Source organism: Curtobacterium sp. MCLR17_036, assembly GCF_003234445.2.
GTDB lineage: Bacteria > Actinomycetota > Actinomycetes > Actinomycetales > Microbacteriaceae > Curtobacterium.
Map to the genome: position 1 here is coordinate 2446626 of NZ_CP126269.1, position 26289 is coordinate 2472914.

At 70.9% G+C, this 26289-nt stretch carries 27 protein-coding genes; 8 read left to right on the forward strand and 19 right to left on the reverse strand.

Annotated elements, in window-relative coordinates:
• Positions 1-6 precede the first annotated feature (6 nt).
• The 10 genes from DEI99_RS11370 to DEI99_RS11415 all read right to left on the reverse strand — a co-directional run bounded on the left by DEI99_RS11370 (position 7) and on the right by DEI99_RS11415 (position 10524).
• Positions 7-285 (reverse strand): PTS sugar transporter subunit IIB, encoded by a 279-nt coding sequence (locus DEI99_RS11370; RefSeq protein WP_111040775.1) that lies wholly within the window; start codon positions 283-285, stop codon positions 7-9.
• The gene (locus DEI99_RS11375) at positions 282-728 is read right to left on the reverse strand and encodes a PTS sugar transporter subunit IIA (protein ID WP_071261476.1); all 447 of its coding nucleotides are present in this window, start codon (positions 726-728) and stop codon (positions 282-284) included. Before DEI99_RS11375 ends, DEI99_RS11370 begins: the two co-directional genes overlap by 4 nt.
• A 4-nt stretch (positions 729-732) precedes the next feature.
• On the reverse strand, positions 733-1845 hold the full coding sequence (locus DEI99_RS11380; RefSeq protein ID WP_111040774.1) for an adenosine deaminase: 1113 nt from the start codon (positions 1843-1845) through the stop codon (positions 733-735).
• Between the two features lie 57 nt (positions 1846-1902).
• Positions 1903-3201 (reverse strand): thymidine phosphorylase, encoded by a 1299-nt coding sequence (locus DEI99_RS11385; protein ID WP_111040773.1) that lies wholly within the window; start codon positions 3199-3201, stop codon positions 1903-1905.
• 1 nt (position 3202) lies between these two features.
• Positions 3203-3601, reverse strand: a complete 399-nt coding sequence (locus DEI99_RS11390; RefSeq protein ID WP_111040798.1) for a cytidine deaminase — start codon at positions 3599-3601, stop codon at positions 3203-3205.
• Between the two features lie 202 nt (positions 3602-3803).
• Positions 3804-5093, reverse strand: a complete 1290-nt coding sequence (locus DEI99_RS11395) for an ABC transporter permease (RefSeq protein ID WP_111040772.1) — start codon at positions 5091-5093, stop codon at positions 3804-3806.
• Positions 5090-6427: an ABC transporter permease gene (locus DEI99_RS11400; protein ID WP_502867002.1), complete on the reverse strand. Its 1338-nt coding sequence runs from the start codon at positions 6425-6427 to the stop codon at positions 5090-5092. Before DEI99_RS11400 ends, DEI99_RS11395 begins: the two co-directional genes overlap by 4 nt.
• Before the next feature lie 49 nt (positions 6428-6476).
• Positions 6477-7997: an ABC transporter ATP-binding protein gene (locus DEI99_RS11405; protein WP_111040771.1), complete on the reverse strand. Its 1521-nt coding sequence runs from the start codon at positions 7995-7997 to the stop codon at positions 6477-6479.
• A 126-nt stretch (positions 7998-8123) separates the two neighbouring features.
• Positions 8124-9188: a BMP family lipoprotein gene (locus tag DEI99_RS11410; RefSeq protein ID WP_111040770.1), complete on the reverse strand. Its 1065-nt coding sequence runs from the start codon at positions 9186-9188 to the stop codon at positions 8124-8126.
• A 220-nt stretch (positions 9189-9408) separates the two neighbouring features.
• Entirely contained in the window at positions 9409-10524 is a 1116-nt protein-coding gene (locus DEI99_RS11415) for a mannose-1-phosphate guanylyltransferase (protein ID WP_071261452.1), read from the reverse strand.
• Positions 10525-10679: 155 nt separating this feature from the next.
• On the opposite strand from DEI99_RS11415, the gene DEI99_RS11420 reads away from it, so the two are divergent.
• The 6 genes from DEI99_RS11420 (at position 10680) to DEI99_RS11445 (ending at position 16215) form a co-directional block, all read left to right on the forward strand.
• A complete protein-coding gene (locus DEI99_RS11420) occupies positions 10680-11915 on the forward strand; it encodes a glycosyltransferase family 4 protein (protein WP_258369209.1) in 1236 nt (411 codons plus the stop codon).
• Positions 11916-11993: 78 nt separating this feature from the next.
• Positions 11994-12443: a succinate dehydrogenase, cytochrome b556 subunit gene (gene sdhC / locus DEI99_RS11425; protein WP_111040768.1), complete on the forward strand. Its 450-nt coding sequence runs from the start codon at positions 11994-11996 to the stop codon at positions 12441-12443.
• A 10-nt stretch (positions 12444-12453) separates the two neighbouring features.
• A complete protein-coding gene (gene sdhD, locus DEI99_RS11430) occupies positions 12454-12900 on the forward strand; it encodes a succinate dehydrogenase, hydrophobic membrane anchor protein (RefSeq protein ID WP_071261442.1) in 447 nt (148 codons plus the stop codon).
• A 49-nt stretch (positions 12901-12949) separates the two neighbouring features.
• Positions 12950-14746, forward strand: a complete 1797-nt coding sequence (sdhA, locus tag DEI99_RS11435) for a succinate dehydrogenase flavoprotein subunit (protein WP_111040767.1) — start codon at positions 12950-12952, stop codon at positions 14744-14746.
• 1 nt (position 14747) lies between these two features.
• Positions 14748-15518: a succinate dehydrogenase iron-sulfur subunit gene (locus DEI99_RS11440; protein WP_111040766.1), complete on the forward strand. Its 771-nt coding sequence runs from the start codon at positions 14748-14750 to the stop codon at positions 15516-15518.
• Positions 15519-15570: 52 nt separating this feature from the next.
• On the forward strand, positions 15571-16215 hold the full coding sequence (locus DEI99_RS11445; RefSeq protein ID WP_111040765.1) for a TNT domain-containing protein: 645 nt from the start codon (positions 15571-15573) through the stop codon (positions 16213-16215).
• A gap of 76 nt (positions 16216-16291) precedes the next feature.
• On the opposite strand, the gene DEI99_RS11450 is transcribed toward DEI99_RS11445, so the two are convergent.
• The 8 genes from DEI99_RS11450 to ptsP all read right to left on the reverse strand — a co-directional run bounded on the left by DEI99_RS11450 (position 16292) and on the right by ptsP (position 24461).
• Positions 16292-17035 carry a DUF805 domain-containing protein gene (locus tag DEI99_RS11450; RefSeq protein ID WP_111040764.1) on the reverse strand — a complete coding sequence of 248 codons (744 nt, stop codon included), beginning with the start codon at positions 17033-17035 and terminating at the stop codon, positions 16292-16294.
• Positions 17032-17595, reverse strand: a complete 564-nt coding sequence (locus tag DEI99_RS11455) for a DUF805 domain-containing protein (protein ID WP_111040763.1) — start codon at positions 17593-17595, stop codon at positions 17032-17034. Before DEI99_RS11455 ends, DEI99_RS11450 begins: the two co-directional genes overlap by 4 nt.
• 76 nt (positions 17596-17671) lie before the next feature.
• The gene (locus DEI99_RS11460) at positions 17672-18421 is read right to left on the reverse strand and encodes a DUF805 domain-containing protein (protein WP_284180802.1); all 750 of its coding nucleotides are present in this window, start codon (positions 18419-18421) and stop codon (positions 17672-17674) included.
• Positions 18422-18488: 67 nt separating this feature from the next.
• Positions 18489-19355 (reverse strand): alcohol dehydrogenase catalytic domain-containing protein, encoded by an 867-nt coding sequence (locus tag DEI99_RS11465; RefSeq protein WP_111040761.1) that lies wholly within the window; start codon positions 19353-19355, stop codon positions 18489-18491.
• Between the two features lie 148 nt (positions 19356-19503).
• Positions 19504-20661 carry a mannitol-1-phosphate 5-dehydrogenase gene (locus DEI99_RS11470; RefSeq protein WP_111040760.1) on the reverse strand — a complete coding sequence of 386 codons (1158 nt, stop codon included), beginning with the start codon at positions 20659-20661 and terminating at the stop codon, positions 19504-19506.
• On the reverse strand, positions 20658-21095 hold the full coding sequence (locus DEI99_RS11475) for a PTS mannitol transporter subunit IIA (protein WP_071261425.1): 438 nt from the start codon (positions 21093-21095) through the stop codon (positions 20658-20660). Before DEI99_RS11475 ends, DEI99_RS11470 begins: the two co-directional genes overlap by 4 nt.
• Before the next feature lie 91 nt (positions 21096-21186).
• The gene (locus DEI99_RS11480; protein WP_181434338.1) at positions 21187-22743 is read right to left on the reverse strand and encodes a PTS mannitol transporter subunit IIBC; all 1557 of its coding nucleotides are present in this window, start codon (positions 22741-22743) and stop codon (positions 21187-21189) included.
• A 62-nt stretch (positions 22744-22805) separates the two neighbouring features.
• On the reverse strand, positions 22806-24461 hold the full coding sequence (gene ptsP / locus DEI99_RS11485; protein ID WP_111040758.1) for a phosphoenolpyruvate--protein phosphotransferase: 1656 nt from the start codon (positions 24459-24461) through the stop codon (positions 22806-22808).
• Positions 24462-24716: 255 nt separating this feature from the next.
• Here ptsP and DEI99_RS11490 point away from each other — a divergent pair, with 255 nt between their 5' ends.
• Together DEI99_RS11490 and DEI99_RS11495 are read left to right on the forward strand one after the other, a co-directional pair.
• Positions 24717-25487: a DeoR/GlpR family DNA-binding transcription regulator gene (locus tag DEI99_RS11490; RefSeq protein ID WP_111040757.1), complete on the forward strand. Its 771-nt coding sequence runs from the start codon at positions 24717-24719 to the stop codon at positions 25485-25487.
• A 77-nt stretch (positions 25488-25564) separates the two neighbouring features.
• Complete coding sequence (locus DEI99_RS11495; protein ID WP_071261388.1) at positions 25565-25837, forward strand: HPr family phosphocarrier protein; 273 nt, start codon at positions 25565-25567, stop codon at positions 25835-25837.
• A 92-nt stretch (positions 25838-25929) separates the two neighbouring features.
• Here the strand turns inward: DEI99_RS11495 and DEI99_RS11500 are convergent, their stop codons facing one another.
• Positions 25930-26262: a hypothetical protein gene (locus tag DEI99_RS11500; protein WP_111040756.1), complete on the reverse strand. Its 333-nt coding sequence runs from the start codon at positions 26260-26262 to the stop codon at positions 25930-25932.
• Positions 26263-26289 lie beyond the last annotated feature (27 nt).

Genomic DNA, 26289 nt, shown 5'->3' on the forward strand with positions numbered 1-26289 from the left:
CTCATCTCAGTGCTCACCGAGCGCCCGGTCCACCGCCGCCGTGATCTCGCCCTGGTCGAAGTGGTTCCGGATCACGATCACCTCGGCGTAGGTGTCCCCGATCGCCTCGACGAACTCCTGGCTCGTCAGGATCACGTTGGCGTCCGCCGAGGCATCGCGCACCGAGGCGACGTCGGCCGCAACGACCTCGGCGTGCAGGCCGAGCGCGGTGAGGGCCTTCTCGGCGTTCACCTTGAGGATGCCGCTCGAGCCGATGCCCGCGCCGCAGATGGTCACGATCTTCACGCGGACACCCCCATGATGGCGCGGACCTCGTCCGCCGTGGTCGCCGCAGCGATCCGCCCGGTGACGGTCGCGTCGTTGAACAGGTTCGCGATCTCGCCGATCGACTCGAGGTGGGTGCCGACCTCGGCGACGGCGAGACCGAGCACGACCCGCACGGGGTCGTTGTGCGGGTGGCCGAAGGCCACCGGCGTCGCGAGCGTCACGACCGCGAGTCCGTCCCGCACCACGGCGCCACCCGGCCGGGCGTGGGCGAACGCGAGCCCCGGGGAGATCACGATGTACGGACCGTGCTCCTCGACCATGCCGATCATGGCGTCGGTGTAGTCGTCGGTCGTCGTCCCCGTCGCGACGAGCGCCCCACCGGCGAGACGGAGCGCGTCCCGCCAGGTGGGCGCGGTCGCACCGAGCACGACGGCGGCGTCCGGCAGCGGTGGCAGTCCCATCCGACTACGCCTCCGAGTACCCGGCCGTGATGGTGGCGATGATGTCCTCGCGGTCCTCGAGGGGCAGGAACGAGCCCAGCGCGGCGTTGATCTGGAACGCCGCCAGGTCGTCGAGGTCGTAGCCGAACGTGCCGGCGAGCAGCGCGAGTTCCTTCGACAGCGACGTCCCGCTCATCAGGCGGTTGTCGGTGTTCACCGTGACCCGGAAGCCGAGCTGGTACAGCACGTCGAAGGGGTGGTCGGCGAGGTCGTCGCCCCACGCGGCGATCGCCCCGGTCTGCAGGTTGGAGGACGGCGAGACCTCGAGCGGGATCTCGCGGTCGCGGACCCACGAGGCGACCTCGCCCAGCGAGGCCAGCGTCGAGCCGTCGCCCGCGTCGGACAGGGTGACGTCCTCGAAGATGCGGACACCGTGCCCGAGGCGCAGCGCGCGGCCGTCGACGAGCGCGGAGCGGATCGACGCGAGCCCGTCGGCCTCGCCCGCGTGCACGGTGACGGGGAAGAGCTCGGAGGCCAGGTGGTCGAAGGCGGCGCGGTGGTTCGAGGCGGGGAACCCGGCCTCGGCGCCGGCGATGTCGAAGCCGACGACCCCGTGGTCGCGGTGGCGCAGGGCGAGCTCGGCGATCTCGAGCGCCCGGTCGGCGTGGCGCATCGCGGTGACGAGCTGGCCGACGCGGATGCGCCCACCGGCGGCGTCGACCGCTTCCTCGATGCCGGCCTGGACCGCCTCGACCGTCTCGTCGAGGGCCAGGCCGCCCTGCAGGTGCTGCTCGGGCGCCCACCGGACCTCGCCGTAGACGACGCCGTCGGCGACGAGGTCCTCGACGAACTCCTTCGCGACGCGGTGCAGCTGCGGCGCCGTCTGCATGACCGAGGTGGTGACGTCGAAGGTCTTCAGGTACTCGACGAGCGAGCCGGAGTTCGACTGGTCCGCGAACCACTGCCCGAGCTCGGCCGGGTCGGTGGTCGGCAGCGTCACGCCCGCGGCACCGGCCAGCTCGACGATGGTCGCCGGTCGCAGGCCGCCGTCGAGGTGGTCGTGCAGCGAGACCTTCGGCAGGTCGTTGATGACCGCCCCGGCGTCGGGCAGGCGGTAGGTCGTGGCGTCGGCGCTCATGCGCCCAGGCTACCGGTGGTCACCGACCCCGCGCAGGCACCTGTGCACGACGGACGGTCAGCCCGCGATCCGCTCCCGCACGATCGGCCCGCGGGCCGCCACGGCGACGTCGGACGAGCCGATCGACCACGCGCCCTCGAGCGACTCGAGCGCCCGGTCGAACCGGGCTGGCTCGTCGGTGTGCAGCGTCCAGAGCGGCTGGCCCTCGGTCACGGTGTCGCCCGGCTTGACGTGCAGCTCGATGCCGGCGCCGGCCTGCACCGGGTCCTGCGCGCGGGCGCGGCCGGCACCGAGGCGCCAGGCTGCGATCCCGAACGGCAGTGCCTGCTGCGACGCGAGCACCCCGGACGACGGCGAGGTGACGACGTGCTGCTCGCGTGCGACCGGCAGCGGCGCCGACGCGTCGCCGCCCTGCGCCTCGATCATGCGGCGCCAGGTGTCCATCGCGCGACCGTCGGCCAGTGCGGCCGCCGGGTCGGCGTCCGGCAGCCCGGCCAGCGTGAGCATCTCGGTCGCCAGTGCCACGGTGAGCTCCACGACGTCGGCCGGGCCTCCGCCTGCGAGGACCTCCACCGACTCCCGCACCTCGAGCGCGTTCCCGATCGTCAGCCCGAGCGGGACCTCCATGTCCGTCAGCAGCGCCGAGGTCTTCACGCCTGCGTCGTTCCCGAGGTCGACCATGGTCTGCGCGAGCTCACGCGAAGCGTCGTACGAGGGCATGAACGCCCCCGACCCGAACTTCACGTCGAGCACGAGCGCACCGGTGCCCTCGGCGATCTTCTTCGACATGATGCTCGACGCGATGAGCGGGATGCACTCGACCGTGCCGGTGGTGTCGCGGAGCGCGTAGAGCTTCTTGTCGGCGGGCGCCAGGCCGGTACCGGCGGCGCAGATGACCGCGCCGACGTCCTGCAGCACCTGCAGCATGCGGTCGTTCGAGATCGACGCCTGCCACCCGGGGATCGACTCGAGCTTGTCGAGCGTCCCGCCGGTGTGCCCGAGCCCACGGCCGGACAGCTGCGGCACCGCGACCCCGAACGACGCCACGAGGGGCGCGAGCGGCAGGGTGATCTTGTCGCCGACGCCGCCCGTGGAGTGCTTGTCGACCGTCGTCTTGCCGAGCGAGCCGAAGGACATCCGCTCCCCCGACGCGATCATCGCGAGCGTGAGGTCCTTGATCTCCCGACGCTCCATCCCGTTCAGGAAGATCGCCATCGCCATCGCGGCCATCTGCGGGTCCTCGACGTAGCCGCGGGTGTACGCGTCGACGAGCCAGTCCACCTCGGCGGTGCCCAGGGCGCCACCGGAGCGCTTCGTGCGGATGAGGTCGACGGTGTCGAACGGCTCGACGGCCATGTCAGTGCTCCTGCTGGTAGGTGGCGAGGGTGCGCGGCCCGAACGCGTCGGGCAGGACCTCGTCGATGGTGCGGATGCCGGAGACCGTCTCGAGGAGCATCCCCTCGGTCGAGTGCTCGAACAGCAACTGCCGGCAGCGGCCGCACGGCATCAGGGTCGCCCCGTCGCCGTCGACGCACGTGAACGCTACGAGCTTGCCGCCGCCGGTCATGTGCAGCTGCGACACGAGCGAGCACTCCGCGCAGAGCGTCACCCCGTAGCTCGCGTTCTCGATGTTGCACCCGGAGACGATCCGGCCGTCGTCGGTGAGCGCCGCGGCACCCACCGGGAACGACGAGTACGGCGCGTAGGCGCGCCGCATCGCGGCCGTGGCGGCGTCCCGCAGGGCGCCCCAGTCCACGTCGTCGGTCGGGAGGCCCGGGGCGGCGTCCGCCCCGTCGGCGGTCGGGAGGCCCGGGGCGGCGTCCGCCCCGTCGGCGGCGGCCCGGCCGCTGGTCGCGCCCAGGGCCGTGGCCGGGTCCGTCCAGGCGGTCGCGTCGGTGGACGCGACCCCGTTCTCGTCCGCAGCGTGCGTGTCGGTCATGTGCCGTGCCTCCTGGCCGTCAGCTCTTGGTGTAGGGCTTGCCGGACGCCGCCGGACCACGGGACTGACCGACCAGGCCGGCCACCGCGAAGATCGTGACGACGTAGGGCAGCATGAGCAGGAACTCGCTCGGGACGGGCGAGTCGATGGCACCGAGGGTGTTCTGCAGGTTCGACGCGAAGCCGAACAGCAGCGCCGCGAGCGTCGCCTTGATCGGGTCCCACCGGCCGAAGATCACGGCCGCCAGGGCGATGTAGCCGGCGCCGGCCGTCATGTCCTTCGTGAACGGTCCGACCGCGTCGAGGGTGAAGTACGCACCGCCGAGGCCCGCGATCGCGCCGGCGAGCGAGACGTTCCAGAACCGGGTGCTCGTCACGTTGATGCCCACCGTGTCGGCGGCCTGCGGGTGCTCGCCCACCGCGCGGAGGCGCAGGCCCCAGCGCGTCTTGAACAGCGCGAAGGTGACCGCTGCGACGGCGACGTAGGCCAGGTAGACGACCACGGTCTGCTCGAAGAGCACCGGACCGATGACCGGGATCTGGTGCAGGACCGGGATCTCGAACCGCGGGAACCGGACGCCGACGTTGAGGGTCTCCTCGTTCGGCGAGAGCACCTGCGAGTACAGGAAGCCGGTCAGGCCGGAGATGAACGCGTTGATGACGACACCGACGATGACCTGGTCGACGAGGTACTTGATGCTGAACGCGGCGAGGATGAACGACACCAGGACGCCGGCGACGAGCGCACCGACGAGGCCGACCCAGGCGGAACCGGTCAGCGAGGCGATGAGTGCCGACGTGAACGCACCGGCGAGGAACTGGCCCTCGATCGCGATGTTCACGACGCCGACGCGCTCGGAGATGACACCGCCGAGGGCACCGAACACGAGCGGGACGCTCAGGCCGAGTGCACCGACGAGCAGGCCGGGCAGCGGGATCGTGGCTCCGGCCGCCGCCCACGTCAGGAACCCGACGACGAAGACGATCGCGAAGACCGACGTGACCCAGAGCGGGACGTGCCGGTACGCGCGGACCTCGACGACGGCGTAGACGGTGGCGATCGCCAGCAGGACGATGACGACGACCCCGGTGGCGACCGCGGGCAGCGGCACGTTCGGCAGGGCGAAGAAGTCGCCGGCGTTCGCGAGCCGGAAGGTCGTCGTGCCGGGACGGTGCAGCAGCCCGAAGAACACGACGGCGAGCAGCGTGAACACGCCGTACCCGATCGGGGTCTTCCAGCTGCGGGTGGTCTCGACCGGGCGGTCGGACAGCGGCGACGCGGGGGTCGCGGTGGGGCTGAGGGTGCTCACGCGGCGACCGCCTTCTTGCTGTTCTTGCTGGTCCTCGTGCGCTTGCGGGCACCAGGCTGCGGGATCCGGAAGATCGCGCGGACGAGCGGCGGCGCCGCGATGAACAGGACGATGAGGGCCTGGATGACGCCCACGATGTCGATCGGGATGCCGTTGGCGGCCTGCATGGCGTAGCCGCCGTTCTTCAGGATGCCGAACAGGATCGCGGCCCAGAACACACCCCACGGCTTCGAGCGGCCGAGCAGCGCGACCGTGATCGCGTCGAAGCCGATGCCGGCGTCGATGCCCGACGTGAAGCCGGTGGTGACGGCGCCCTGCACCTGGTACGCCCCCGCGATGCCGACGAGGGCACCGGAGATGACGAGGACCCAGATGGTCAGGCTCGGCACGCTCATGCCGGCGACGCGCGCGGCACGGGGGTTCTCGCCGATGGTGCGGAACCGGAAGCCGAGCGACGACTTGTTGACGAGCCACCACACGACGACGACCGCCAGGATCGCCACCACGAAGCCGAGGTCGACGCCGTAGCGCGGGCCGAACAAGGCGGGCAGCAGGGCGCTGTCCTTCGTGGCCGGCGAGATCGGGTTGGCGCTCCCCGGGGCCTGCAGCAGGCCGGGCGTGCGCAGCAGGTAGCTCACCAGGTAGAGCGCGACGTAGTTGAGCATGATCGTGACGACCACCTCGTTCGCGCCCGTGCGTGCCTTGAGCACACCGACGATGCCACCCCAGACCGCGCCGCCGACGATGCCGGCGATGATGGTGAGCGGGATGTGGACCGCGGCGGGCAGGTCGAACGAGAACCCGACCCAGCCGGCGGCAGCGGCGCCCATCAGGATCTGGCCCTGGCCGCCGATGTTGAACAGGCCGGCGCGGAACGACAGCGCGATCCCGAGCCCGGCGGCGACGAGCGGCACCGCGTAGTCGACCGACCGGGTGAGCGGGGCGATGGCCTGCTGGAACGACGTCGCACCGAAGTTGACGACGGACCCCTGGAACAGCGACGCGTACGCGCCGCCGACCGCGGTGCCGACCGCCTGGAGCATGTCCGTCGGTCGGGCGAAGAAGTACCCGGCCGTGGCGCGGACGTTCTCGTCGGTGAGTGCGATGAGGATGCCGCACGCGACGAGCGCGAGCACGACGGCGAGGACCGTGACGAGCACGGAGCCGTTGAGGATGCTCTGCAGGGCGGCGTGCCAGCGGTCGGTGCCGGGGGCGCCGTTCCGGCGCTCGGTGTCCTCGGCCGAGTCCGTCATGAGGTGCGGGGTGGACTCGACCTCCTGCAGGCGGTCGTCGGTGGGTGGCTGCTGCGTGCCGTCGGGCGTGGGGGTGGTCACGCGGCCGGCTCCGTTCCTGTCGTGGGGATGCTGCGGAGTTCGCCGGCCATCATGCGACCTGCTCCGTTCCTTCTGGGAGTTCGCCGGCCATCATGAGGCCGAGGACGTCTCGGGGGGTGTCCGCCGGCACGATGCCGACGATGCCGCCGCGGTACATGACCGCGATGCGGTCCGCGAGTGCCACGACCTCGTCGAGCTCGGTCGAGACGACGATGACGGGCACGCCGGTGTCGCGGGTGGCGACGATGCGCTTGTGCACGAACTCGATCGAGCCGACGTCGATGCCGCGGGTGGGCTGCGCGGCGACGAACAGCCGGAGCTCGCGGCTCAGCTCGCGGGCGAGGACGATCTTCTGCTGGTTGCCGCCGGACAGCCGACCGGCCGCGGTGGTGCGGCCCGGCGTGCGGATGTCGAACTCGGCGATCTTCTCGTCGGCGAACGCGTCGCGCTCGGCTGCCCGGATGGTGCCGGCGCGGACGAACTCGGCGTGGTCCGCCCGGTCGAGCATGAGGTTCTCGGCGATGGTGAACTCGCCGACCAGCCCGTCCTCCTTGCGGTCCTCCGGCACGAAGCCGACGCCGGCGTCGAGCACCTGCTTGACGGTGCGGCCGGTGAGCTCCTTGCCGTCGAGCGTGATGCGTCCGGCGTGCACCGGCTCGAGGCCGATGATCGCCTCGGTGAGCTCGGTCTGCCCGTTGCCCTGCACGCCGGCGATGGCCAGGACCTCGCCGCGGCGCACCGTGAACGAGACGTCGTCGACGAGCACGATCCCGGACGGGTCGGTGACGGTGAGGTCCTGCACCACGAGGGCGTCCTCGCCGCCGGTGGCGGGTTCCTTGTCGACGACGAGCGAGACCGCGCGGCCGACCATGAGCGCCGCGAGCTCGTTGTTCGTCGCGGTCGGCGAGGCCTCGCCGACCACCTTGCCGAGCCGGATGACGGTGATGCGGTCGGCGACCTCGCGCACCTCGCGCAGCTTGTGCGTGATGAAGACGATCGCGGTGCCCGCCTCGCGCAGCTGCCGCATGATGCCCATCAGCTCGTCGGTCTCCTGGGGCGTGAGGACGGCCGTCGGCTCGTCGAACACCAGCACGGAGGCGTCGCGGGACAGCGCCTTGATGATCTCGACGCGCTGCTGCACGCCGACCGGCAGGTCCTCGACCTTCGCGTCGGGGTCGACGTCGAACCCGAAGCGGTCGGAGATCTCCTGCACGCGCCGGCGGGCGCCGGCCAGGTCGAGCCGACCGCCGAAGGTGGTCTGCTCCTGCCCGAGCATGACGTTCTCGGCGACCGTGAACACGGGCACGAGCATGAAGTGCTGGTGCACCATGCCGATGCCGGCGCGCATGGCGTCACCGGGACCGTCGAAGTCCTGCGCGACGTCGTCGAGCAGGATCTCGCCCTCGTCGGCCTCGTACAGGCCGTACAGGACGTTCATCAGGGTGGACTTGCCGGCGCCGTTCTCACCCAGCAGGCAGTGGACCTCACCCGGCTCGACGGTGAGCGAGATGTGGTCGTTGGCGACCAGGGCGCCGAACCGCTTGGTGATGCCGCGGAGTTCGAGCTTCATGTCGGGAGTCTATTTCTGTCTCGGTGCGCCGCGCGGGCGCACGATCCGGGTGCACGGTCCTGCGTGCGCCGAGCGGGCGCACGAGAACGCGGGCGAGGGAGGATCCCCCCGCCCGCGTCCGTCGGGTCAGGACTGGGTCTTGACCGTGATCGAGCCGTCGATGATGCCCGACTTGATCGTGTCGAGCTCGTCCTGCAGGCCGCTGTCGACCTTCGACTCGTAGTCGTGGAACGGCGCGATGCCGACGCCCTCGTTCTTCAGCGTGCCGACGTACGGCTCGTTCGAGAACTTGCCGGCGGCCGCCTGCTCGACGACGTCCTTCGTGGCGGGGCGCATGCCCTTCTCGATCGAGGTGAAGGCGATGTCCTTGTAGCGGGGGTCGGCCTCGTAGAGGTCGCTGTCCGCGCCGATGAGGACGGAGCCGTTGTCGGCGTCCTTGATGGCCTCGGCGGCCGACTGGTAGATCGGACCGCCGACCGGCAGGATCACGTCGGCGTCCTGGTCGAGGAGCGTCTGCGCGACCGACTTGGCCTGCGTGCCGGCCTCGAAGCCTCCGGTGAAGGAGCCCTTGCCGGTGTCGACGTTCCAGCCGACGACCTTGACGTCCTTGTCCTTCTGCTCGTTGTAGTACTCGACGCCGTCCGCGAAGCCGTCCATGAAGATCGTGACGGTCGGGATCTGCATGCCGCCGAAGGTGCCGACGACGCCGGTCTTCGAGTAGGACGCCGCCGCGTAGCCGGCGAGGAACGCCGCCTGCGAGGTGTCGAACGTGATCGGCTTGACGTTGTCCGCGTCGATCGAGTTGTCGTCGATGATCGCGAAGTCGGTGTCGGGGTTCGCCGCGGCCTGCTTCTTCGTGGCGTCGGCGAGGTTGAAGCCGACCGTCACGATGAGGTTGCAGTTCTGGCTGACGAGCTGCTCGATGTTCGAGTCGTAGACGGTGGCGTCCTTGGACTCGGCCTTCTTGTACGAGGCGCCGAGGTCGTCCGCGGCGTCGACCATGCCCTCGAAGCCGAGCTGGTTGAAGGACTTGTCGTCGAAGCCGCCGGCGTCGGAGACCATGCAGGGACGGAAGTCGGTCTTCTTCGCCGACGCGTCGTCGGACGGGGCCGCTGCACAGCCGGTGAGGACGGCGACGGTGCCCGCGAGCGCGAGGGAGCTCAGCAGGACCTGACGGGTACGAGATGTCACGGGTGGGTTCCTCCGGGGGGCGTGCCCGGACCACGTGCGTTCCGGGCGATCGTGGCGACAGTACACGACCGGCCGGGCGGTACAGGACGCCCGGAGAGGCCTCGGTGGATCGGTTACGGGATCGCGACCGCCCGGAAACGCGGCCGTAACCTGGAGTCACGCCCGCACCCCCACTTCGGGGGCGATCTGGCGGATCCGATCGGACGTTGTCGGTGGAGCGCTACAGCACGTCGCCGCGGCCGCTGATCTTCAGTGCGTCCACCACACCCTTGACCCGCTGCGCGTTCGCGCTCGTCGTGACGAGGAGCGCGTCCGGGGTGTCGACGACGACGATGTCCTCGACGCCGATGAGCGAGATGAGCCGCTGGCTGTGCGCCACCACGATGCCGCTCGACGAGTCGGCGAGGATGCGGGCGCCGTCGCCGAGGACGGCGAGGTTGTTCGCCCGGCCGCCGGACTGCAGCTTCGCGAGCGAGGCGAAGTCCCCGACGTCGTCCCAGTCGAAGTCGCCGGGGATGACGGCCATGCGCCCGGCCGCGGCGGCGGGCTCGGCGACGGTGTAGTCGATGGCGATCTTCTCGAGTGCGGGCCAGACGGCGTCGACGACGGCTCCGCGGGCCGAGGTGTCCCACGCGGCGGCGAGCTCCTCGATCCCGGCGAGCAGCTTCGGCTTCGTCCGGCCGATCTCGGCGAGCAGGACGTCGGCGCGGGCGATGAACATGCCCGCGTTCCAGAGGTACGTGCCCTGCTCGACGTACGAGCGGGCGGTGTCCAGGTCGGGCTTCTCGACGAACGACCGCACGGCGTGCGCGGTGGGGGCGCCCTCGATGCCGAGGGTGTCGCCGTGCGCGTGGATGTACCCGAAGCCGATGGCGGGCTCGGTCGGCGTGATGCCGATCGTCGTGACGTAGCCGGCGCGTGCGGCCGCGACGGCCTCGCGCACGGACCGGCGGAAGCCGCGGGCGTCGCCGATGACGTGGTCGGCGGCGAAGGAGCCGATGACGACGTCCGGCTCGCGGCGGACCAGGATCGCCGCGGCGAGGCCGATGGCCGCCGTGGAGTCCTTCGGCTCGCTCTCGAGCACGACGTTGTGGTCCTCGACGCCGGGGAGCTGCGACTCGACGGCGACGCGGTGCGCGCGGCCGGTGACGACCATGATCCGCTGGTCGCCGGCGAGCGGTGCGAGCCGGTCCCAGGTCTGCCGGAGCAGCGAGGTGCCGGAGCCGGTCAGGTCGTGCAGGAACTTGGGTGCGTCGGCACGGGACAGCGGCCACAGGCGCGACCCGATGCCCCCTGCGGGGATGATCGCGTAGAAGTCGTCGAGAGCGTCAGGCACGTGCTCACCGTACCGCTCGGAGGACGGCGATGCTGGGAGCGGTCCGGACGTCCGCCGAGTGCCACCCGGGGCACGTCGTGTTCACCCGGCGCGCGGCACGCGTTCACGTGCCCGGCCCCGCGCCGACACGTCGCCCGCGGAGCATGGGCAGCACCATGAGCGCACGCAGCGTGGAGCGCGACACGTCCCCCCGGACCGTGGCCGTCGTGACCGAGAGCTTCCTGCCCACCCTCAACGGCGTGACCACCAGCGTCCTGGCGGTCCTCGACCACCTGGAACGCCGCGGTCACCGCGCGGTCGTGATCGCACCGGACACCCCGGGACTCGCACAGTTCCGGTCCCGCAGTGCTGTCGAGCGCTACCGCTCCTTCGACGTGCACCGGATCCCCGCCGTCGCCTACCGGCAGTTCCCGGTCGCGCTCCCCCACCCCGTCCTCGACACGATCCTCGCCGCCTCCGGCGCCGACGTCCTGCACGCCGCGAGTCCGTTCCTGTTGGGTGGGCGCGCCATCACGGCGGCCGGGAGGCTCGGCATCCCCTCCGTCGCCGTCTTCCAGACCGACGTGGCCGGGTTCGCCCGCCGCAACGGCCTGACCGCGACCGTCCCGTTGGTGCGCAGGATCCTCGGACGCATCCACGCCGGGGCGTCGCTGACGCTCGCCCCGTCGAGCGCGACGGCCGCGATGCTCGCCGAGGACGGCGTGCCCCGCGTCGCCCGCTGGGGTCGCGGAGTCGACACCGAGCTGTTCCACCCCGCGCGTCGGGCGTCCGGGCACGTGCGGGCGCTCCGCCGCCGACTCGCCCCGGCCGGCGAGACGATCGTCGGCTACGTCGGACGACTCGCCCCGGAGAAGGAGGTCGAGCGGCTCGCCGAGCTCGGGGGCGTCCCGGGGATCCGCGTCGTCGTCGCCGGCGGCGGGCCGTCCCGCACGTTCCTCGAGCGACGGCTCCGGCACCTCGACGTGACCTTCACCGGCCCCCTGCGCGGCGACGCCCTGGCCGACGCCTACGCGGCGCTCGACGTCTTCGTGCACACCGGGCCGGCGGAGACCTTCGGCCAGACCCTCCAGGAAGCGCACGCCTCGGGGCTGCCCGTGGTCGCCCCCGCGTCGGGTGGACCGATCGACCTGGTGGCGCCGGGGCTCGACGGCGAGCTCTTCGACCCGGACGCCCCGCAGGCGCTGCGCCAGGCCGTCCTGCGGCTCCACCACGACCGCGCACTCGCGGAACGGATGGGATCGGCCGGCCGCCTGCGGGTCGAGGGGACGACCTGGGAGGCCGTCGGCGACCAGCTCCTGGCCCACCACGACACCGCCCGCACCATCGGCGCGCCGCCCGTCGGACGGGGCCTCCGAGCCGGTCGGGACGAGAAGGTCGGTGCCCGAGCATAGGATGGGGCGTGTTCCACACGAACACGAACGGCAAGGGCTCGCCGATCGGGCGAGCCCGTCCTACGGAAGGACGAGCTCATGGCTGAGCCAACCGGCGGCGGTACGGCGACCGCCGTGCCCGAGGTCACGATCGAGGCGCCACGCGCCTCTCGGAAACCCGAGGGCACGCTGTACCGCGGATCGACGGGCATGTGGTCCTGGGTCCTGCACCGGATCACCGGCGTCGCGATCTACTTCTTCCTGCTGGTGCACATCCTCGACACCGCGCTGGTGCGCTTGTCACCAGAGGCCTACAACGCCGTCATCGGCACGTACAAGACCCCGATCATGAACCTCGGCGAGACCGCCCTGGTGATGGCGATCGTGTTCCACGCCTACAACGGACTGCGGATCATCCTCGTCGACTTCTGGTCCAAGGGACCGAAGTACCAGCGGGCCATGTTCTGGATCGTCCTCGTCCTCTGGGCGATCACGATCGCGGGCTTCCTGCCCCGCCAGCTCATGAACCTCGTCGCCGACTTCAACTAGGGGCACTGAGATGACCACGCAGACCATCGAGCCCCCGCGCTCGGCCGCCGCCGCCCGCCGCACCACCAACTGGGAGAAGTGGGGCTGGATCTACATGCGCGCCTCGGGCGTGCTGCTCGTCGTGCTGATCTTCGGCCACCTCTTCGTGAACATGGTGGCGGGCGAGGGCGTCAAGCAGATCGACTTCGCCTTCGTCGCCGGCAAGTGGGCCGACCCGTTCTGGAAGGTCTGGGACTCGCTCATGCTGGTCCTCGCGCTCATCCACGGCTCGAACGGCATGCGGACGATCATCAACGACTACGTGGCGAAGCCCGGCGTGCGCAGGACGCTCCTCGGAGCCGTCCTCGTCGCGTGCGTCGCGCTCATCGTCCTCGGCCTGCTCGTGTGCTGGACGTTCGACCCGTGCCCCGCGGGCGCCGCCGCCGCCGACCTGCCGTCCTTCTGCCCGGCGCAGTAGCCCCACCGCCGCTGCCGCCCGCCTTCCCACCGTCTACGGAAAGACCCCTGTGACCACCGAGACCACCGTCCACCACCACCAGTTCGACATCGTCATCATCGGCGCAGGAGGCGCGGGCATGCGTGCCGCGATCGAGGCCGGCCCGAAGGCGAAGACGGCCGTCATCTCGAAGCTGTACCCGACCCGGTCGCACACCGGTGCGGCGCAGGGCGGGATGGCCGCCGCCCTGGCGAACGTCGAAGAGGACTCGTGGGAGTGGCACACCTTCGACACGATCAAGGGCGGCGACTACCTGGTCGACCAGGACGCCGCCGAGATCCTCGCGAAGGAGGCGATCGACGCCGTCATCGACCTCGAGAACATGGGCCTGCCGTTCAACCGCACGCCCGAGGGCAAGATCGACCAGCGTCGGTTCGGCGGGCACACGCGCGACCACGGCAAGTCGCCGGTGCGCCGCGCCTGCTACGCCGCCGACCGCACGGGCCACATGATCCTGCAGACGCTGTTCCAGAACTGCGTGAAGCTCGGTGTCGAGTTCTACAACGAGTTCTACGCACTCGACCTCATCATGGTCGACGTCGTGGGCGACGACGGCGTCACCCGCAAGCAGCCGGCGGGCGTCGTCGCGTTCGAGCTCGCGACCGGTGAGCTGCACGTCTTCCACGCCAAGGCGATGATCTTCGCCACCGGCGGCTTCGGCAAGATGTACAAGACGACCTCGAACGCGCACACGCTCACGGGCGACGGCGTCGGGATCGTCTGGCGCACGGGCCTGCCGCTCGAGGACATGGAGTTCTTCCAGTTCCACCCGACCGGCCTGGCGGGCCTCGGCATCCTGCTCACCGAGGGCGCCCGCGGCGAGGGCGCGATCCTCCGGAACGCCTCGGGCGAGCGCTTCATGGAGCGCTACGCCCCGACCATCAAGGACCTCGCCCCACGCGACATCGTCGCCCGCTGCATGGTGCAGGAAGTCGCCGAGGGCCGCGGGGCCGGACCGAACAAGGACTACGTCCTGCTCGACTGCACGCACCTCGGTGCCGAGGTCCTCGAGACGAAGCTGCCGGACATCACCGAGTTCGCCCGCACCTACCTCGGTGTCGACCCCGTCGTCGAGCCGGTGCCGGTCATGCCCACCGCGCACTACGCGATGGGCGGCATCCCGACGAACACCGACGCCCAGGTCCTGTACGACAACACGACGGTCGTCCCCGGGCTGTACGCCGCCGGCGAGTGCGCCTGCGTGTCGGTGCACGGCTCGAACCGTCTCGGCACGAACTCCCTGCTCGACATCAACGTCTTCGGCAAGCGCTCCGGCAACAACGCCGCCGAGTGGGTCAAGACCGCCGAGTTCCTCCCCCTGCCCGAGGACCCGGCCGCCGGTGTCCGCGCGATGCTCGAGCAGCTCCGCGCCTCGACCGGCACCGAGCGCGTCTCGGCACTCCGCAAGGAGCTGCAGGAGGAGATGGACAAGAACGCGCAGGTGTTCCGCACCGACGAGTCCCTGGCACGCGTCACCGAGACCATCCACACGCTCCGCAACCGCTTCACGCAGGTGAGCGTGCAGGACAAGGGCAAGCGGTTCAACACCGACCTGCTCGAGGCCGTCGAGCTCGGCTTCCTGCTCGACCTGGCCGAGGTCGTCGTCTACTCGGCGCGCAACCGCAAGGAGAGCCGCGGCGGGCACATGCGCGACGACTACCCGAAGCGCGACGACGAGAACTACATGCAGCACACGATGGCGTACCTGACGGGTGACCCGCACTCGTCCCTCGCCGACGACCACATCACGCTCGACTGGAAGCCCGTCGTCATGACGCGGTACCAGCCGATGGAGAGGAAGTACTGAGATGACCGACACCCTGGTCTCCGACGCACCCCGCACCGACGCGATCGACGCGCCCCCGGGATCCTTCTCCGTCACGCTCATCGTGCGACGGTTCGACCCGGACGTCGACGACGAGCCGCGCTGGCAGGACTTCGACGTCATGATGCTGCCGACCGACCGCATCCTCGACGCGCTGCACAAGATCAAGTGGGAGCAGGACGGGTCGCTCACCTTCCGCCGGTCCTGCGCGCACGGCGTGTGCGGCTCCGACGCGATGCGCATCAACGGCCGCAACCGCCTGGCCTGCAAGACCCTCATCAAGGACCTCGACGTCTCGAAGCCGATCTACGTCGAGGCCATCAAGGGCCTGCCGCTCGAGAAGGACCTCGTCGTCGACATGGAGCCCTTCTTCAAGTCCTACCGCGAGGTCCAGCCGTTCCTGCAGGCCTCGACGCCGCCCACCCCGGGCAAGGAGCGCGTGCAGTCCGTCGCCGACCGTGCCCGTTTCGACGACACCACGAAGTGCATCCTCTGCGCGGCGTGCACGTCGTCCTGCCCGGTGTTCTGGACCGACGGGCAGTACTTCGGTCCGGCCGCGATCGTGAACGCGCACCGCTTCATCTTCGACTCGCGCGACGACGCCGCCGACGTGCGACTCGACATCCTCAACGACAAGGAAGGCGTGTGGCGCTGCCGCACCACCTTCAACTGCACGGACGCCTGCCCCCGTGGCATCCAGGTCACGAAGGCGATCTCCGAGGTCAAGCAGGCGCTCATGCGCGGGAAGGCCTGACGCTCGGCGTCGTCCAAGGCTCGCCCGACACCCCACCGATAGGCTCCGGTCCATGACCTTCGCGGACACCCGCCCCATCCTCGACCGACTCGGGTACACGACCCGGTACGTGCAGCTGCCCGGCGAGACCCTGCACGAGCCGCCGGTCGAGGGGGCGCTCCGCATCGTCCCCGGTGTGCAGCCCGACGAGTTCGCCCTCGAGGTCGTCGACTACGGCACGGCGCGCCGACTAGCGCTGACGCGCGGTGAGCAGGACGCGGTGGAGATGCTCCGCCGGTTCCTCAACCGTCCGTTCCCCGCGCCGCGGGACATCCCGCGGTACGAGCTCGACGGACTCCGCGACCGTGCCGCGACGACCTACCCGCAGCTCGCGCAGCAGGTCGCCCAGGCGGGCGACGCCGGACTGACGATCCAGATCCCGGCCGGGGTGCCGGTCGACCGCATCGGCGGCCCCGACGGCTACCTGCTGCACCCGCTCGACACCCCGCTGCCGAGCCGGTCGCTGCCGCTGCACGTCGTCGCCGACCCGGAGACCCACCGGTACCTCGTCGAGCGCCCGTTCCTGGTGAACGTGCGCTTCGTGCAGCCCTGGTTCGACCAGCCCGGTGGCGCCATGCGGTTCCAGATCGCGGACCCGTCGGTGACGGTGCGCGACCTCGTCGTCGACGGTGCCGTCTCGCGGCTCCGGGTGGTCTGAACACCGGACCCGCTCCGGACCACGACGAACCGGCCCGCACCACGACGTGGTGCGGGCCGGTTCGTTCCGTGCCGGGCTACCCCTGGTCGGGCCGGTCGTACTGCGCGCCGGCCGGACTCGGCTCGAGGACCCCGAACACGATGGCGGCGACGCCGCTGAACATCGCGATGAGCCAGAACGGGCCGGCCAGGGCCGCGTCGTGCACCCGCCGCCAACCGATGGCGATGCTCGGCACGAGGGTGACGAGCACCCAGACGACGTAGAGCGCGAGCAGCAGGAAGACCCACGGGTCGGGGGCCGTGGAGCCGACCGGCTGGCCGTACGCGTCGAAGGCGGTGTGCGACGCGATCGTGGCGAACAACGCCACGTAGAAGCCGCCGAAGAGCACCGAGGTGACGATGGCGTTGGCGAGGATCCAGTACCAGAACTCGCTCCGGCTGGCGCGCCCGTCGAAGCGCGCGTACTTCTTGAAGAAGCGCGTGAACGCGTCGAGGAACCCGATGCCGTACCAGGGGGCCCAGAGCGGCGGGGTGCCGTCCGGCCCCATCGGGATCGCCTGCTGGGAGTACTGCGGGAACGGCGGCTGCTGGGAGTACTGCGGGAACGGCTGCTGGCCGTAGCCCGGTTGCTGCCCGTACCCGGGCTGCTGCCCGTACCCAGGCTGCTGCCCGTACCCAGGCTGCTGCCCGTACCCAGGCTGCTGTCCGTACCCAGGCTGCTGCCCGTACCCAGGCTGCTGCCCGTGGCCCGGCTGACCCCCGTGGCCCGGCTGACCGCCGTCGTGCGGCTGGTCCCAGCCGGGTGTGCCGTCGTTGCTCACTTGCTGCCCGTGGGCCGGTCGAAGCGCGCACCCTCGGGGTTCGACGGCAGGAACATCATCACGAAGACCGCGAGCGGGCCGAGGAAGGGGACGAGCAGCAGCAGCGCGAACAGGCCGCTGAAGCCGCCGTCGTGCAGGCGACGGACGATGAGGGCCAGCGTGGGGATGAGCAGGACGAGCCCGACGATCCAGAACGGCACGCCGACGACGGGGTTCGTGCTCATCGTGGAGAAACCGGTGTAGCCCGGCGTCGACGTGGTCGTCGTGGTGCCGGTGGCGCCGATGAGGATGCCCGTGACGATCGACAGCACGAAGCCGATGATGGCGGCCCAGAGGTACCACCACCAGTACTCGCTGCGGCTGGCCCGCCCGCTGAAGATCGCGTACTTCTTGAAGAAGCGCGCGAACGCCTTCGGGAACGAGATGCCGTACCACGGCGCCCACAGGGGCGGTTCGCCGTGCGCACCGGTGGCCGGCGGCTGGCCGTACTGCTGTGTGCCGCCGAACTGCGCGTTCGGCTGGCCGTCGCCGTGGTGCTGCGGTTGGTACTGGTCGCTCACGCGGTCCCCCTCGGGTTGTTGGTCGATGCTCACTTCGGAGTCAACCAGAACCCGACGGGACCCGCGCCGGAAGCTCCTAGCTGCCGTACCCCGCCACGGTCGGGCGGTCGAAGCGCTGCCCCTGCGGGTTCGTGCCGAGGCAACCGATGACGAGCGAGAACAGGATGCCGATCGGCGGGACGATGAAGAACAGGGCGAACAGCCCGCTCAGGTTGACGTCGTGCAGGCGACGCACGGTCAGGGCGACGTAGCCGAGCGCGCAGGCCAGGCCCCACAGCCGTCCGAACAGGTTCGACACGTCGGCGTCGCCGGGCAGCACGATGTCGATGATCCCACCGACGATCCCGAGCGCCACCGACCCGATGGCGAACCAGAGCACCCAGTACCAGTACTCGCTCTGGCTCGCACGGCCGTCGAACCGCACGTACTTCTTCCAGAAGCGCGTGAAGCCCTGCACGAAGGGCGCGTTGTACCAGGGCGCCCACAGGGGCGGCTCCCCCGACGTGCCCGGCTGCTGCGCGTACGGGTTCGGCGAGGACGGCTGCCCGTACTGCCCCTGCTGCCCGTACGGGTTCTGCTGCCCGTACGGATTCTGCTGACCGTACGGGTTCTGCTGACCGTACGTGTTCTGCTGGCCGTACGGGCTCTGCTGACCGTGCTGCGGCTGCTGGCCGGAGGGGTTCTGCTGGCCGTAGGGGTTCGGCTGGCCGTACGGGTCCTGCTGGCCGTGCTGCGGCTGCTGCCCGTACGGGTCCTGCGGGCCGGACGCGTCGTGGTTGTTCGGCTGCTGGCCGTACGGGTCGCGGGGCGGGTACTGGTCGCTCACTGGTTCGTTCCTTCCGGCGGAGTGCTGTCCCTGAGAGTCTGGCATCCCGCCGGCCCGCTCGTCGCGGTCACGGCAGCAGTGCGAGCTTGCCGCCCGGGTGCCCGGACTCGAGCAGCTCGGCGGCTGCACGTGCCTCGGCGAGCGGGAAGGTCCGGGCGACCGGCACGACGAGGTCACCCGCGCCGGCGAGGTCGATCAGCCGCTGCCGCACCGAGTCGCGGAACGCCTTGCTGGCGGCCTGCGCTCCCCCGACGGCGGGGAACCCGGCCTCGTCCGTTCCGACGCAGTCGAGCGCCACGTCGATCCGGTCGCCGTCGCCGTCGCCCGCCAGCGCCCGCACCCGGTGCTCGAGCCCGTCGCCGTAGGCGATCCACTCGCCGCCGAAGTCCGCGACGGTGTCGGCGTTGCGCTCCGACGCCGTCCCGATGACCCGTGCGCCGAGCAGCCGGAGCTGCTGCAGCAGGCTGACCCCGACCGCCCCGGCGGCTCCGTGCACGAGGACCGTGTCGCCGCCGGACGCTCGGCTGACCCGGATCATGTCGGCGGCGGTGGTCGCCGCCAGCAGCAGGTTCGCCGCCTCGGCGAACCCGAGCGTCGCCGGCTTGGCGAACACGTCGGCAGCCGGCACGGTGATCCGCTCGGACCACCCGCCGTTCACCCGGAACGCCAGGACCTCGTCGCCGACCGCTCCCCCGCCGGACGCGATCGTCGTGTCCGGGCCGAGCGCATCGATGACGCCGGCGACCTCGTACCCGACGGGGACCGGCAGGTCGTCCGGGTCACCCTGCCGCGTGTGCTTCATGTCCGCGGGGTTCATGCCCGCCGCGCGGACGGTGATCGTGACCTCGCCACGGCCGGGAGCGGGGACGTCGGTCTCCACGAACTCCAGGACCTCGCTGCCGCCGAACCGTGGGGCCACCCAGTGCTTCGTCATGCGCCGGACGCTACTCGCGGACGCCGGTGGACGACGACGGCTGCACCTCCGGCGGCGCCGCAGGGCGTGGCTCTCGACGCGAGCCCACCGACGACGGGAGGCCCGTCACCAGCTGGTGACGGGCCTCCCGGTCGGCGACGTGCGGACGTCAGGCGCGCGCGGAACGGACCCGCTCGGCGAACGCGGCATGCAGCGGGTGCTGCTCGTCGAGTCCGGTGACCTGCGTCACGACCGCCGCGTCGGACGCGTCCGACGCGAGCAGGGCCCGCAGCTCGACGCTCTGCTCGTCGTCCGGCACGTCGAAGCGGAGCGCGGCGCCCATCGCATCGAGCAGCGCCGTCGGCTCGGTGCCGTCCTCGGCGAGGGCAGCGGCCGGCGAGACGAAGCGCTCGTCGCGGGACAGCTTGCGCAGCGGCTGGCGACCGACCCGCGTGACGGTGTCGGGCAGGTGCACGTTCTCGAACCGGGCGATGATCGCCTCGACGTACGCGCGGTGCACCTCGGGGTCGAGCTCGTGACGACGGACGAGCAGGTCGCTCGTCTCGGCGAGCACGGCCTCGAGCGCGGAGCGCACGGCCGGGATCGCGATCGCGTCGGAGATCTTGTCCGCCCCGGCGACGAACCCGTGGTACGCGACGGTGGCGTGCCCGGTGTTCACGGTGAAGAGCTTCCGCTCGATCGAGGCGTCGAGGCCGTCGACGTAGTGGGCGCCGGGGATCTCCGGCTCGTTGCCGCCGAACGGCGTGCGGTCGATCGCCCACTCGTGGTAGGTCTCGACGGTGACGTCGAGTCCGGCGCCCTCGGGCTGCGCGGGGACGATCCGGTCGACGGCGGTGTTCGCGAAGACGGCCTTGGCGAGCGCCGCGTCGCGGCCGTCCTCGGGCAGGGCGGCGACGATGGACTCGCGCAGGCGGTCGGTCGCGTTCAGCGCGTTCTCGCACGCCATGACGGCGATCGGGGTCGCGTCGGCGTCGCGGGCGACGAGCGCTCGGGCGATGACCGGCGCGATGAACTTCAGGACGTTCGGACCGACCGCGCAGGTCACGACCTGGGCGGCCGCGATCTCGGCGACCACGCCGTCCTCGTCCTGCGCGCTGTTCAGCGCGCGGAAGTCCGTGACCTCGTGGTCCTGCGCCCCGGCGCCCACCTCGTGCACGGTGTACGAGTCGGCGGCGGCGAGGGCGTCGATGAGCGGCGCGGCGACGTCGGCGAAGACGACCTCGTAGCCGGCCTCGTGCAGGAGCAGGCCGACGAAGCCACGGCCGATGTTGCCCGCGCCGAAGTGGACGGCGGTCCCGGTGCTCACTCGTTGACCTCGCCGAGGATCGACAGGATCGCGGCGGTGTCGCCGGCCTCGGTGAGCTTCTGGACCTCGTCCTCGTCCGAGAACACGATCGCGATCTTCGACAGGATGTCGAGGTGCTCGTTGTTCACGCCGGCGATGCCGACGACGAAGCGCACGGGGTTGCCGTCCCAGTCGATCGGGGTGGCGTAGCGGATGAACGACAGCGCCGACGACTTGATGGCGTCCTTCGCGTCGTTCGTGCCGTGCGGGATCGCGAGGAAGTTGCCCATGTAGGTGGACACGCTCTTCTCGCGCTCGAGCATGGCGGGGTAGTAGTCAGCGGTCACCGCGCCCGCGGCCTCGAGGATCTCGGCCGCCTCCTTCATCGCCTCCGACTTGGTCGGCGCGGTGTCCTCGGTGTGGATCCGGATCTGGCTCTCCTGCAGGACGGGCATCGGTGGTTCTCCTTGGTGTTCGACGACGTGGTGGAGGGGACGGGGTCGCCCCCGTCCCCTCCGATACTGCACTTCGTTACTGGTGGTGGCGTTACTGGTTCTTGAGCTGCTCGACGACCTGGTCGTACTGCGGCGCGTTCATGAAGTTGCCGACCGACACGTGCTGTGCGTTCGGGTTCTTCTGCTTGGCGCGCTCGGTCAGCTCCTCCTGCGTGATGATCAGGTCCTCGTCACCGGACAGGTTCGCGATCGCCTTGTTGGAGACCGTGACCCCTTCGATGCCCGCCTTCTTGATCTTGTTGCGCAGGACGCTGGCGCCCATGGCGCTCGAGCCCATGCCGGCGTCGCAGGCGAACACGAGGTTCTGCACGCGGGTCGCCGTGGTGGTCGCCGAGCCGACGCCACCGAGGCTGGCCTCGGCCTCTTCCTCGTTGGCCGGCGAGTTGTTGCCGAGCAGGCCGGCGGTGGCGGCGTTGACGTCACGGCCCTTGTTCGCCTGGAGCTTCGCCATCGCGGCGCTCATGTCACCGTCGTTGCCGGCCGCGCGGTCGCGCTTGCGGGTGGCGAGGAGGAAGAACGACGACACAGCGAAGGACACCGCGGCCGACAGGATCACCGACAGGATCACCCCGACGAAGCTGTTGCGCTCCGTGGCACCGAGCACCGCGAAGATCGAACCGGGCGACGCCGGAGCGACGAGACCCGAGTTGAAGGCGACGTTCGTGGCCACACCCGTCGCACCGCCGAGGATGACGGCGAGGAACAGGACCGGCTTCTGCAGCACGTACGGGAAGTAGATCTCGTGGATGCCACCGAAGAACTGGATGATGATCGCGCCGGGCGCGGTCGAGCGGGCGATGCCGACACCGAAGAAGGTGAACGCGAGCAGCAGGCCGAGCCCGGGGCCGGGGTTCGCCTCGAGCAGGAACAGGATCGACTTGCCGGACTCCGCGACCTGCGCCGCGCCGAGCTGGTCGAGCACGCCGTGGTTGATGGCGTTGTTGAGGAAGAAGACCTTGGCCGGCTCGATGATGACGCTGGCGAGCGGCAGGAGCGAGTGCTGGACGAGGAAGTCGACCGCGGCGCCGAGGCCCTCGGCGATGAGCTTGAACAGCGGCGCGAGCCAGAAGAACCCGGCCATCGCCAACGCGAAGCCGAGGATGCCGGCGGCGTAGTTGTTGACGAGCATCTCGAAGCCGGGCTTGATCTTGCCGTCCCAGATCTTGTCGACCTGCTTGATGAGGTAGGCACCGAGCGGGCCGCAGATCATCGCACCGAGGATCATGGTGGTGCCGGACGCACCGACGATCACGCCCATGGTCATGATCGACCCGACGACCGCACCGCGGGTGTCGTAGACCATCCGACCACCCTGGATCGCGATCGCGAGCGGGATCAGGTAGGTCAGGATCGGGCCGACGAGTCCGGGGTTCGCGACGCCGCCGGTCTCACCGAACCCGCCGAGGATGCCGACCGGCGTCCATCCGGTCTCGATGAAGAAGGCGGTGATGATGCCCCACGCGATGAAGATCGCGATGTTGGGCATGACCATGCCGGAGAGGAACGTGCCGAACTTCTGAACGGCGACGCGTGCGCCGCCCCGCGACTTCGCGGGGGCGTCGGGCGCTGCAACGGACGACGTTGTCATGTGCGGTGACTTTCTGTGTGGTGGTGCTGCTGCAGTGGGAGGTGGGGTGGTGCTGGGGCGGCTCAGGCGGCGTGCGCCGCGGCCGCGGCGGACTTCGCGGCCGCCGCCGTGCTCGCGGCGAGTGCTGCCGTCGCCATCTCGCGGGCCTGTTCGAGCGTGTGGGAGCCGAGTTCGGCGCGCACGTCGGCCAGGGCCGCGGGGGTCATGGAGAGGGTGGTGGCACCGAGGCCGACGAGCACCACGGCGAGCAGCGGGTCGGCCGCGGCCTCGCCGCAGATCCCGACGGCCTTGCCCGCGGTGGCCCCGGCGGCGCCGAGCTGCGCGACGAGGCGCAGGACGGCGGGGTGCCACGGGTCCTGGTAGGACGCGACGGTGCCGAGCATGCGGTCGGCGGCCATCGTGTACTGGGTCAGGTCGTTCGTGCCGATCGACACGAAGTCGGCGCTCTGGAACACCTGGTCGGCCATCAGCGCGAGCGAGGGGACCTCGGCCATCACACCGGCGGTGCGGATGCCGAGTTCGCGGGCGAGGTCGACGAAGTACTCGGTCTCCTCGGCGTCGGCGACCATCGGCGCCATCACCCAGAGGTCGGCCTCGGTCTCGGCGTCGGCCTGCGCGAGGGCGGTGAGCTGGTCGCGCAGCACCTCGGGGTGGTTCCGCAGGGCGCGGAGGCCGCGACGACCGAGCGCCGGGTTCTCCTCGTCCTTGTCGGTGAGGAAGGGCAGCGGCTTGTCGGCGCCGGCGTCGAGCGCCCGGACGACGACCTTCTTGCCGGGGAACGCGGCGAGGAGCTGCTTGTACGACTCCTTCTGCTCCTCGACGGTGGGCGCCTTCGGCGAGTCGAGGAAGAGGAACTCGGTGCGGAAGAGCCCCACGCCCTCCGCACCGAGAGCAACGGCGCCCGCGGCGTCGGCGGGGCTGCCGAGGTTCGCGAGCAGCGGGACGACGTGGCCGTCGGCGAGGGCACCGGCGGTGAGCGGTGCCGCGGCCGCGGCGAGGCGGTCGGCGATGCGCTGCTCGACGTCGGCGACGAGGTCGGCCGAGGGGTCGGTCACGACGGTGCCGGCTGCGGCGTCCACGACGACGACGGTGCCGTCGGACAGGTCGTCGGCACCGGTCACACCGACGATGGCCGTGATGCCCTTGGCGCGGGCGAGGATCGCCGTGTGCGAGGTCGGGCCGCCGTCACGGGTGACGAGCGCGAGCACCTTGTCGAGGTCGAGCAGGGCCGTGTCCGCCGGGGCGAGGTCACGGGCCACGAGCACGAAGGGGGTGTCCGATTCGGGGACGCCCGGCGCGTGCACGCCGCGGAGCTTGGCGATGATGCGCTGCGCGACGTCGTCGAGGTCGGCGGCGCGCTCCCCCATGTAGCCGCCCATGCCGACGAGCAGGTCGCGGAACTGCGCAAACGCCTCGTACACGGCGCGCTCGGCGTTCGTGCCGCCGTCGATGCGGGTGTGCACGTCGTCGAGCAGGGTCGGGTCCTGCGCCATGAGCGCCTGCGCCTCGAGCACGGCCTGGGCGTCGCCGCCGGCGAGCTGTCCGCGCTTGTTGAGGTCCTCGGCCACGGCGGCCAGTGCGTCGTGCACGGCCTGCTTCGCGTCGTCCGCCGGACCGGTCAGCGCGTCCTTCGACGGTTCGCCGAGGGGGTCCGCCATGCGGAGCACGGGGCCGTGGGCGACGCCACGGCCGACGCCGGTGCCGAGCAGTTCGGACATTCGAGACTCCTTCATCTCACGCGCGCTTGCGGTGGGGTGGTTCGTTCGGTGCACAGCGGCACGGCAGGCGGACCACGCCCGTGCGGCTCGTGGAGCACCCTACCCCGATCCGCGTTGACAAACAAACACATCCGGGGATAAAAATGCAGAAACAGATGCCCGTTTGCGTCTGCCGGCCACGCGCTCCGCGCCGAGTCCGGCAGGGATGTGCCCGGACATGTCCGTTCTGTTCCGACCCGGAGACGACGAGGCCCGATGTACGCACCAGAGCGCCACCAGCGCATCGTCGAGCAGGCGCGCACGCACGGCCGGGTCGACGTGAAGGACCTCGCCGAGTCCCTCGAGGTCACCCCCGAGACGATCCGCCGCGACCTCACCTCGCTCGAGCGGCGCGGCCTGGTGCGGCGCGCGCACGGCGGCGCCATCCCGGTCGAGCGGATCACCCTGCACCCGGGCGTCGGCGACCGCGGCGGCATCAACCAGGCCGAGAAGATGGTCATCGCCGAGGCCGCGCTCGAGGAGCTGCCGGAGAACGGCTCGGTCATGATCGACGCCGGCACCTCGACCATCTGCCTCGCGGAGATGCTCCCCACCGACCGCGGGCTGACGGTCGTGACGCACTCGCTGCCCGTCGCGATGGCGGTCGCCGGCCGCCCCGGCATCGACCTGCACCTGCTCGGCGGCAACATCCGCAGCGACTCGCTCGCCGGCGTCGGCACGTGGACGCACCAGCTCATCGGCATGGTGAGCGTCGACGTGGCCTTCGTCAGCATCAACGGCATCACGCCGGAGCGCGGCCTGACGACGCACAACATGGCCGAGGCCGCCGTGAAGTCCGCGATGATCAAGTCCGCTCGACGGAGCATCCTGCTCGCCGACCACACGAAGTTCGGCCGCGAGGAGTTCGGTCGCGTCGCCCCGCTCGCCGCGATCGACACGATCATCACGGACCCCGCGGTCAACGCCGACCTGGTCCGCGAGGTCGAGGCCGCCGGCACCGAGGTCTTCTGGCCCGGCCGCGACTGACCCGCCGGGCACGTCCCGGAACCGTCCACCCCGCGCTCGCTAGCATGAGCGCTCCACCCGTCGACAGGAGTACATCGATGTCCGAAGCCACCCGCACCGTCACCGTCGCCAGCGCGTCCGGCCTGCACGCCCGACCCGCCTCCCTCTTCGTCCAGACCGTGACGGCGTCGGGCCACCAGGTCACGATCGCCAAGGGCGACAAGTCCGGCAACGCCGGCAGCATCCTCGCCCTGCTCGGGCTCGGCATCGAGCACGGCGACGAGGTCACCCTCACGGTGACCGGCGACGACGCCGAGACGACGGCGGACAGCCTGGTCGAGTTCCTCGGGACGGACCACGACGCGGCCTGACCGCACAGGTCGCGTCCCGGACGCGACCACCTGACGGACGGGAGGCCCGTGGCTGCGCAGCCACGGGCCTCCCGTCCGTCTCCTGGTCGCTCCTACTGCCCCAGGGACGGGATCGCGCGCAGCTCGCCCCAGGCGAACGAGCTCTCGGCGATGAAGTCCTGCAGGTCGTCGGCGAGGTCGTGGAGGAGTCCGGGCAGGTCGTCGACGTCCTCGACGAGGCCCCTCGCCCCCTGGGTCTCGCCCATGATCGTCCAGACGACGCACATCGAGCCGTCGACGACGTCGTCCTGCTCCTGGTCGAGCTCCCAGTCCCCGTACGGACCCACCCAGAAGCGGGCGGAGCGGAACTCGTCCGGACGGAGCATCTGCTCGGCCACGGGTCGGAACGCGGCGAGCAGCTCACCGACGGTCATCACGACGGTCACGGTCCGATCGTACGACCGAGGGGTGTC

What these genes read in the sequence shown, in the direction of transcription:
- sdhC (WP_111040768.1), top strand. Translation starts at nt 11,994, where the DNA reads ATGGCTGAGCCAACCGGCGGCGGTACGGCGACCGCCGTGCCCGAGGTC.
- DEI99_RS11375 (WP_071261476.1), bottom strand. Translation starts at nt 728, where the DNA reads ATGGGACTGCCACCGCTGCCGGACGCCGCCGTCGTGCTCGGTGCGACC.
- DEI99_RS11495 (WP_071261388.1), top strand. Translation starts at nt 25,565, where the DNA reads ATGTCCGAAGCCACCCGCACCGTCACCGTCGCCAGCGCGTCCGGCCTG.
- DEI99_RS11385 (WP_111040773.1), bottom strand. Translation starts at nt 3,201, where the DNA reads ATGGCCGTCGAGCCGTTCGACACCGTCGACCTCATCCGCACGAAGCGC.
- DEI99_RS11420 (WP_258369209.1), top strand. Translation starts at nt 10,680, where the DNA reads ATGAGCGCACGCAGCGTGGAGCGCGACACGTCCCCCCGGACCGTGGCC.
- DEI99_RS11440 (WP_111040766.1), top strand. Translation starts at nt 14,748, where the DNA reads ATGACCGACACCCTGGTCTCCGACGCACCCCGCACCGACGCGATCGAC.
- DEI99_RS11480 (WP_181434338.1), bottom strand. Translation starts at nt 22,743, where the DNA reads ATGACAACGTCGTCCGTTGCAGCGCCCGACGCCCCCGCGAAGTCGCGG.
- DEI99_RS11405 (WP_111040771.1), bottom strand. Translation starts at nt 7,997, where the DNA reads ATGAAGCTCGAACTCCGCGGCATCACCAAGCGGTTCGGCGCCCTGGTC.
- ptsP (WP_111040758.1), bottom strand. Translation starts at nt 24,461, where the DNA reads ATGTCCGAACTGCTCGGCACCGGCGTCGGCCGTGGCGTCGCCCACGGC.
- DEI99_RS11475 (WP_071261425.1), bottom strand. Translation starts at nt 21,095, where the DNA reads ATGCCCGTCCTGCAGGAGAGCCAGATCCGGATCCACACCGAGGACACC.
- DEI99_RS11445 (WP_111040765.1), top strand. Translation starts at nt 15,571, where the DNA reads ATGACCTTCGCGGACACCCGCCCCATCCTCGACCGACTCGGGTACACG.
- DEI99_RS11465 (WP_111040761.1), bottom strand. Translation starts at nt 19,355, where the DNA reads ATGACGAAGCACTGGGTGGCCCCACGGTTCGGCGGCAGCGAGGTCCTG.
- sdhD (WP_071261442.1), top strand. Translation starts at nt 12,454, where the DNA reads ATGACCACGCAGACCATCGAGCCCCCGCGCTCGGCCGCCGCCGCCCGC.
- DEI99_RS11380 (WP_111040774.1), bottom strand. Translation starts at nt 1,845, where the DNA reads ATGAGCGCCGACGCCACGACCTACCGCCTGCCCGACGCCGGGGCGGTC.
- DEI99_RS11490 (WP_111040757.1), top strand. Translation starts at nt 24,717, where the DNA reads ATGTACGCACCAGAGCGCCACCAGCGCATCGTCGAGCAGGCGCGCACG.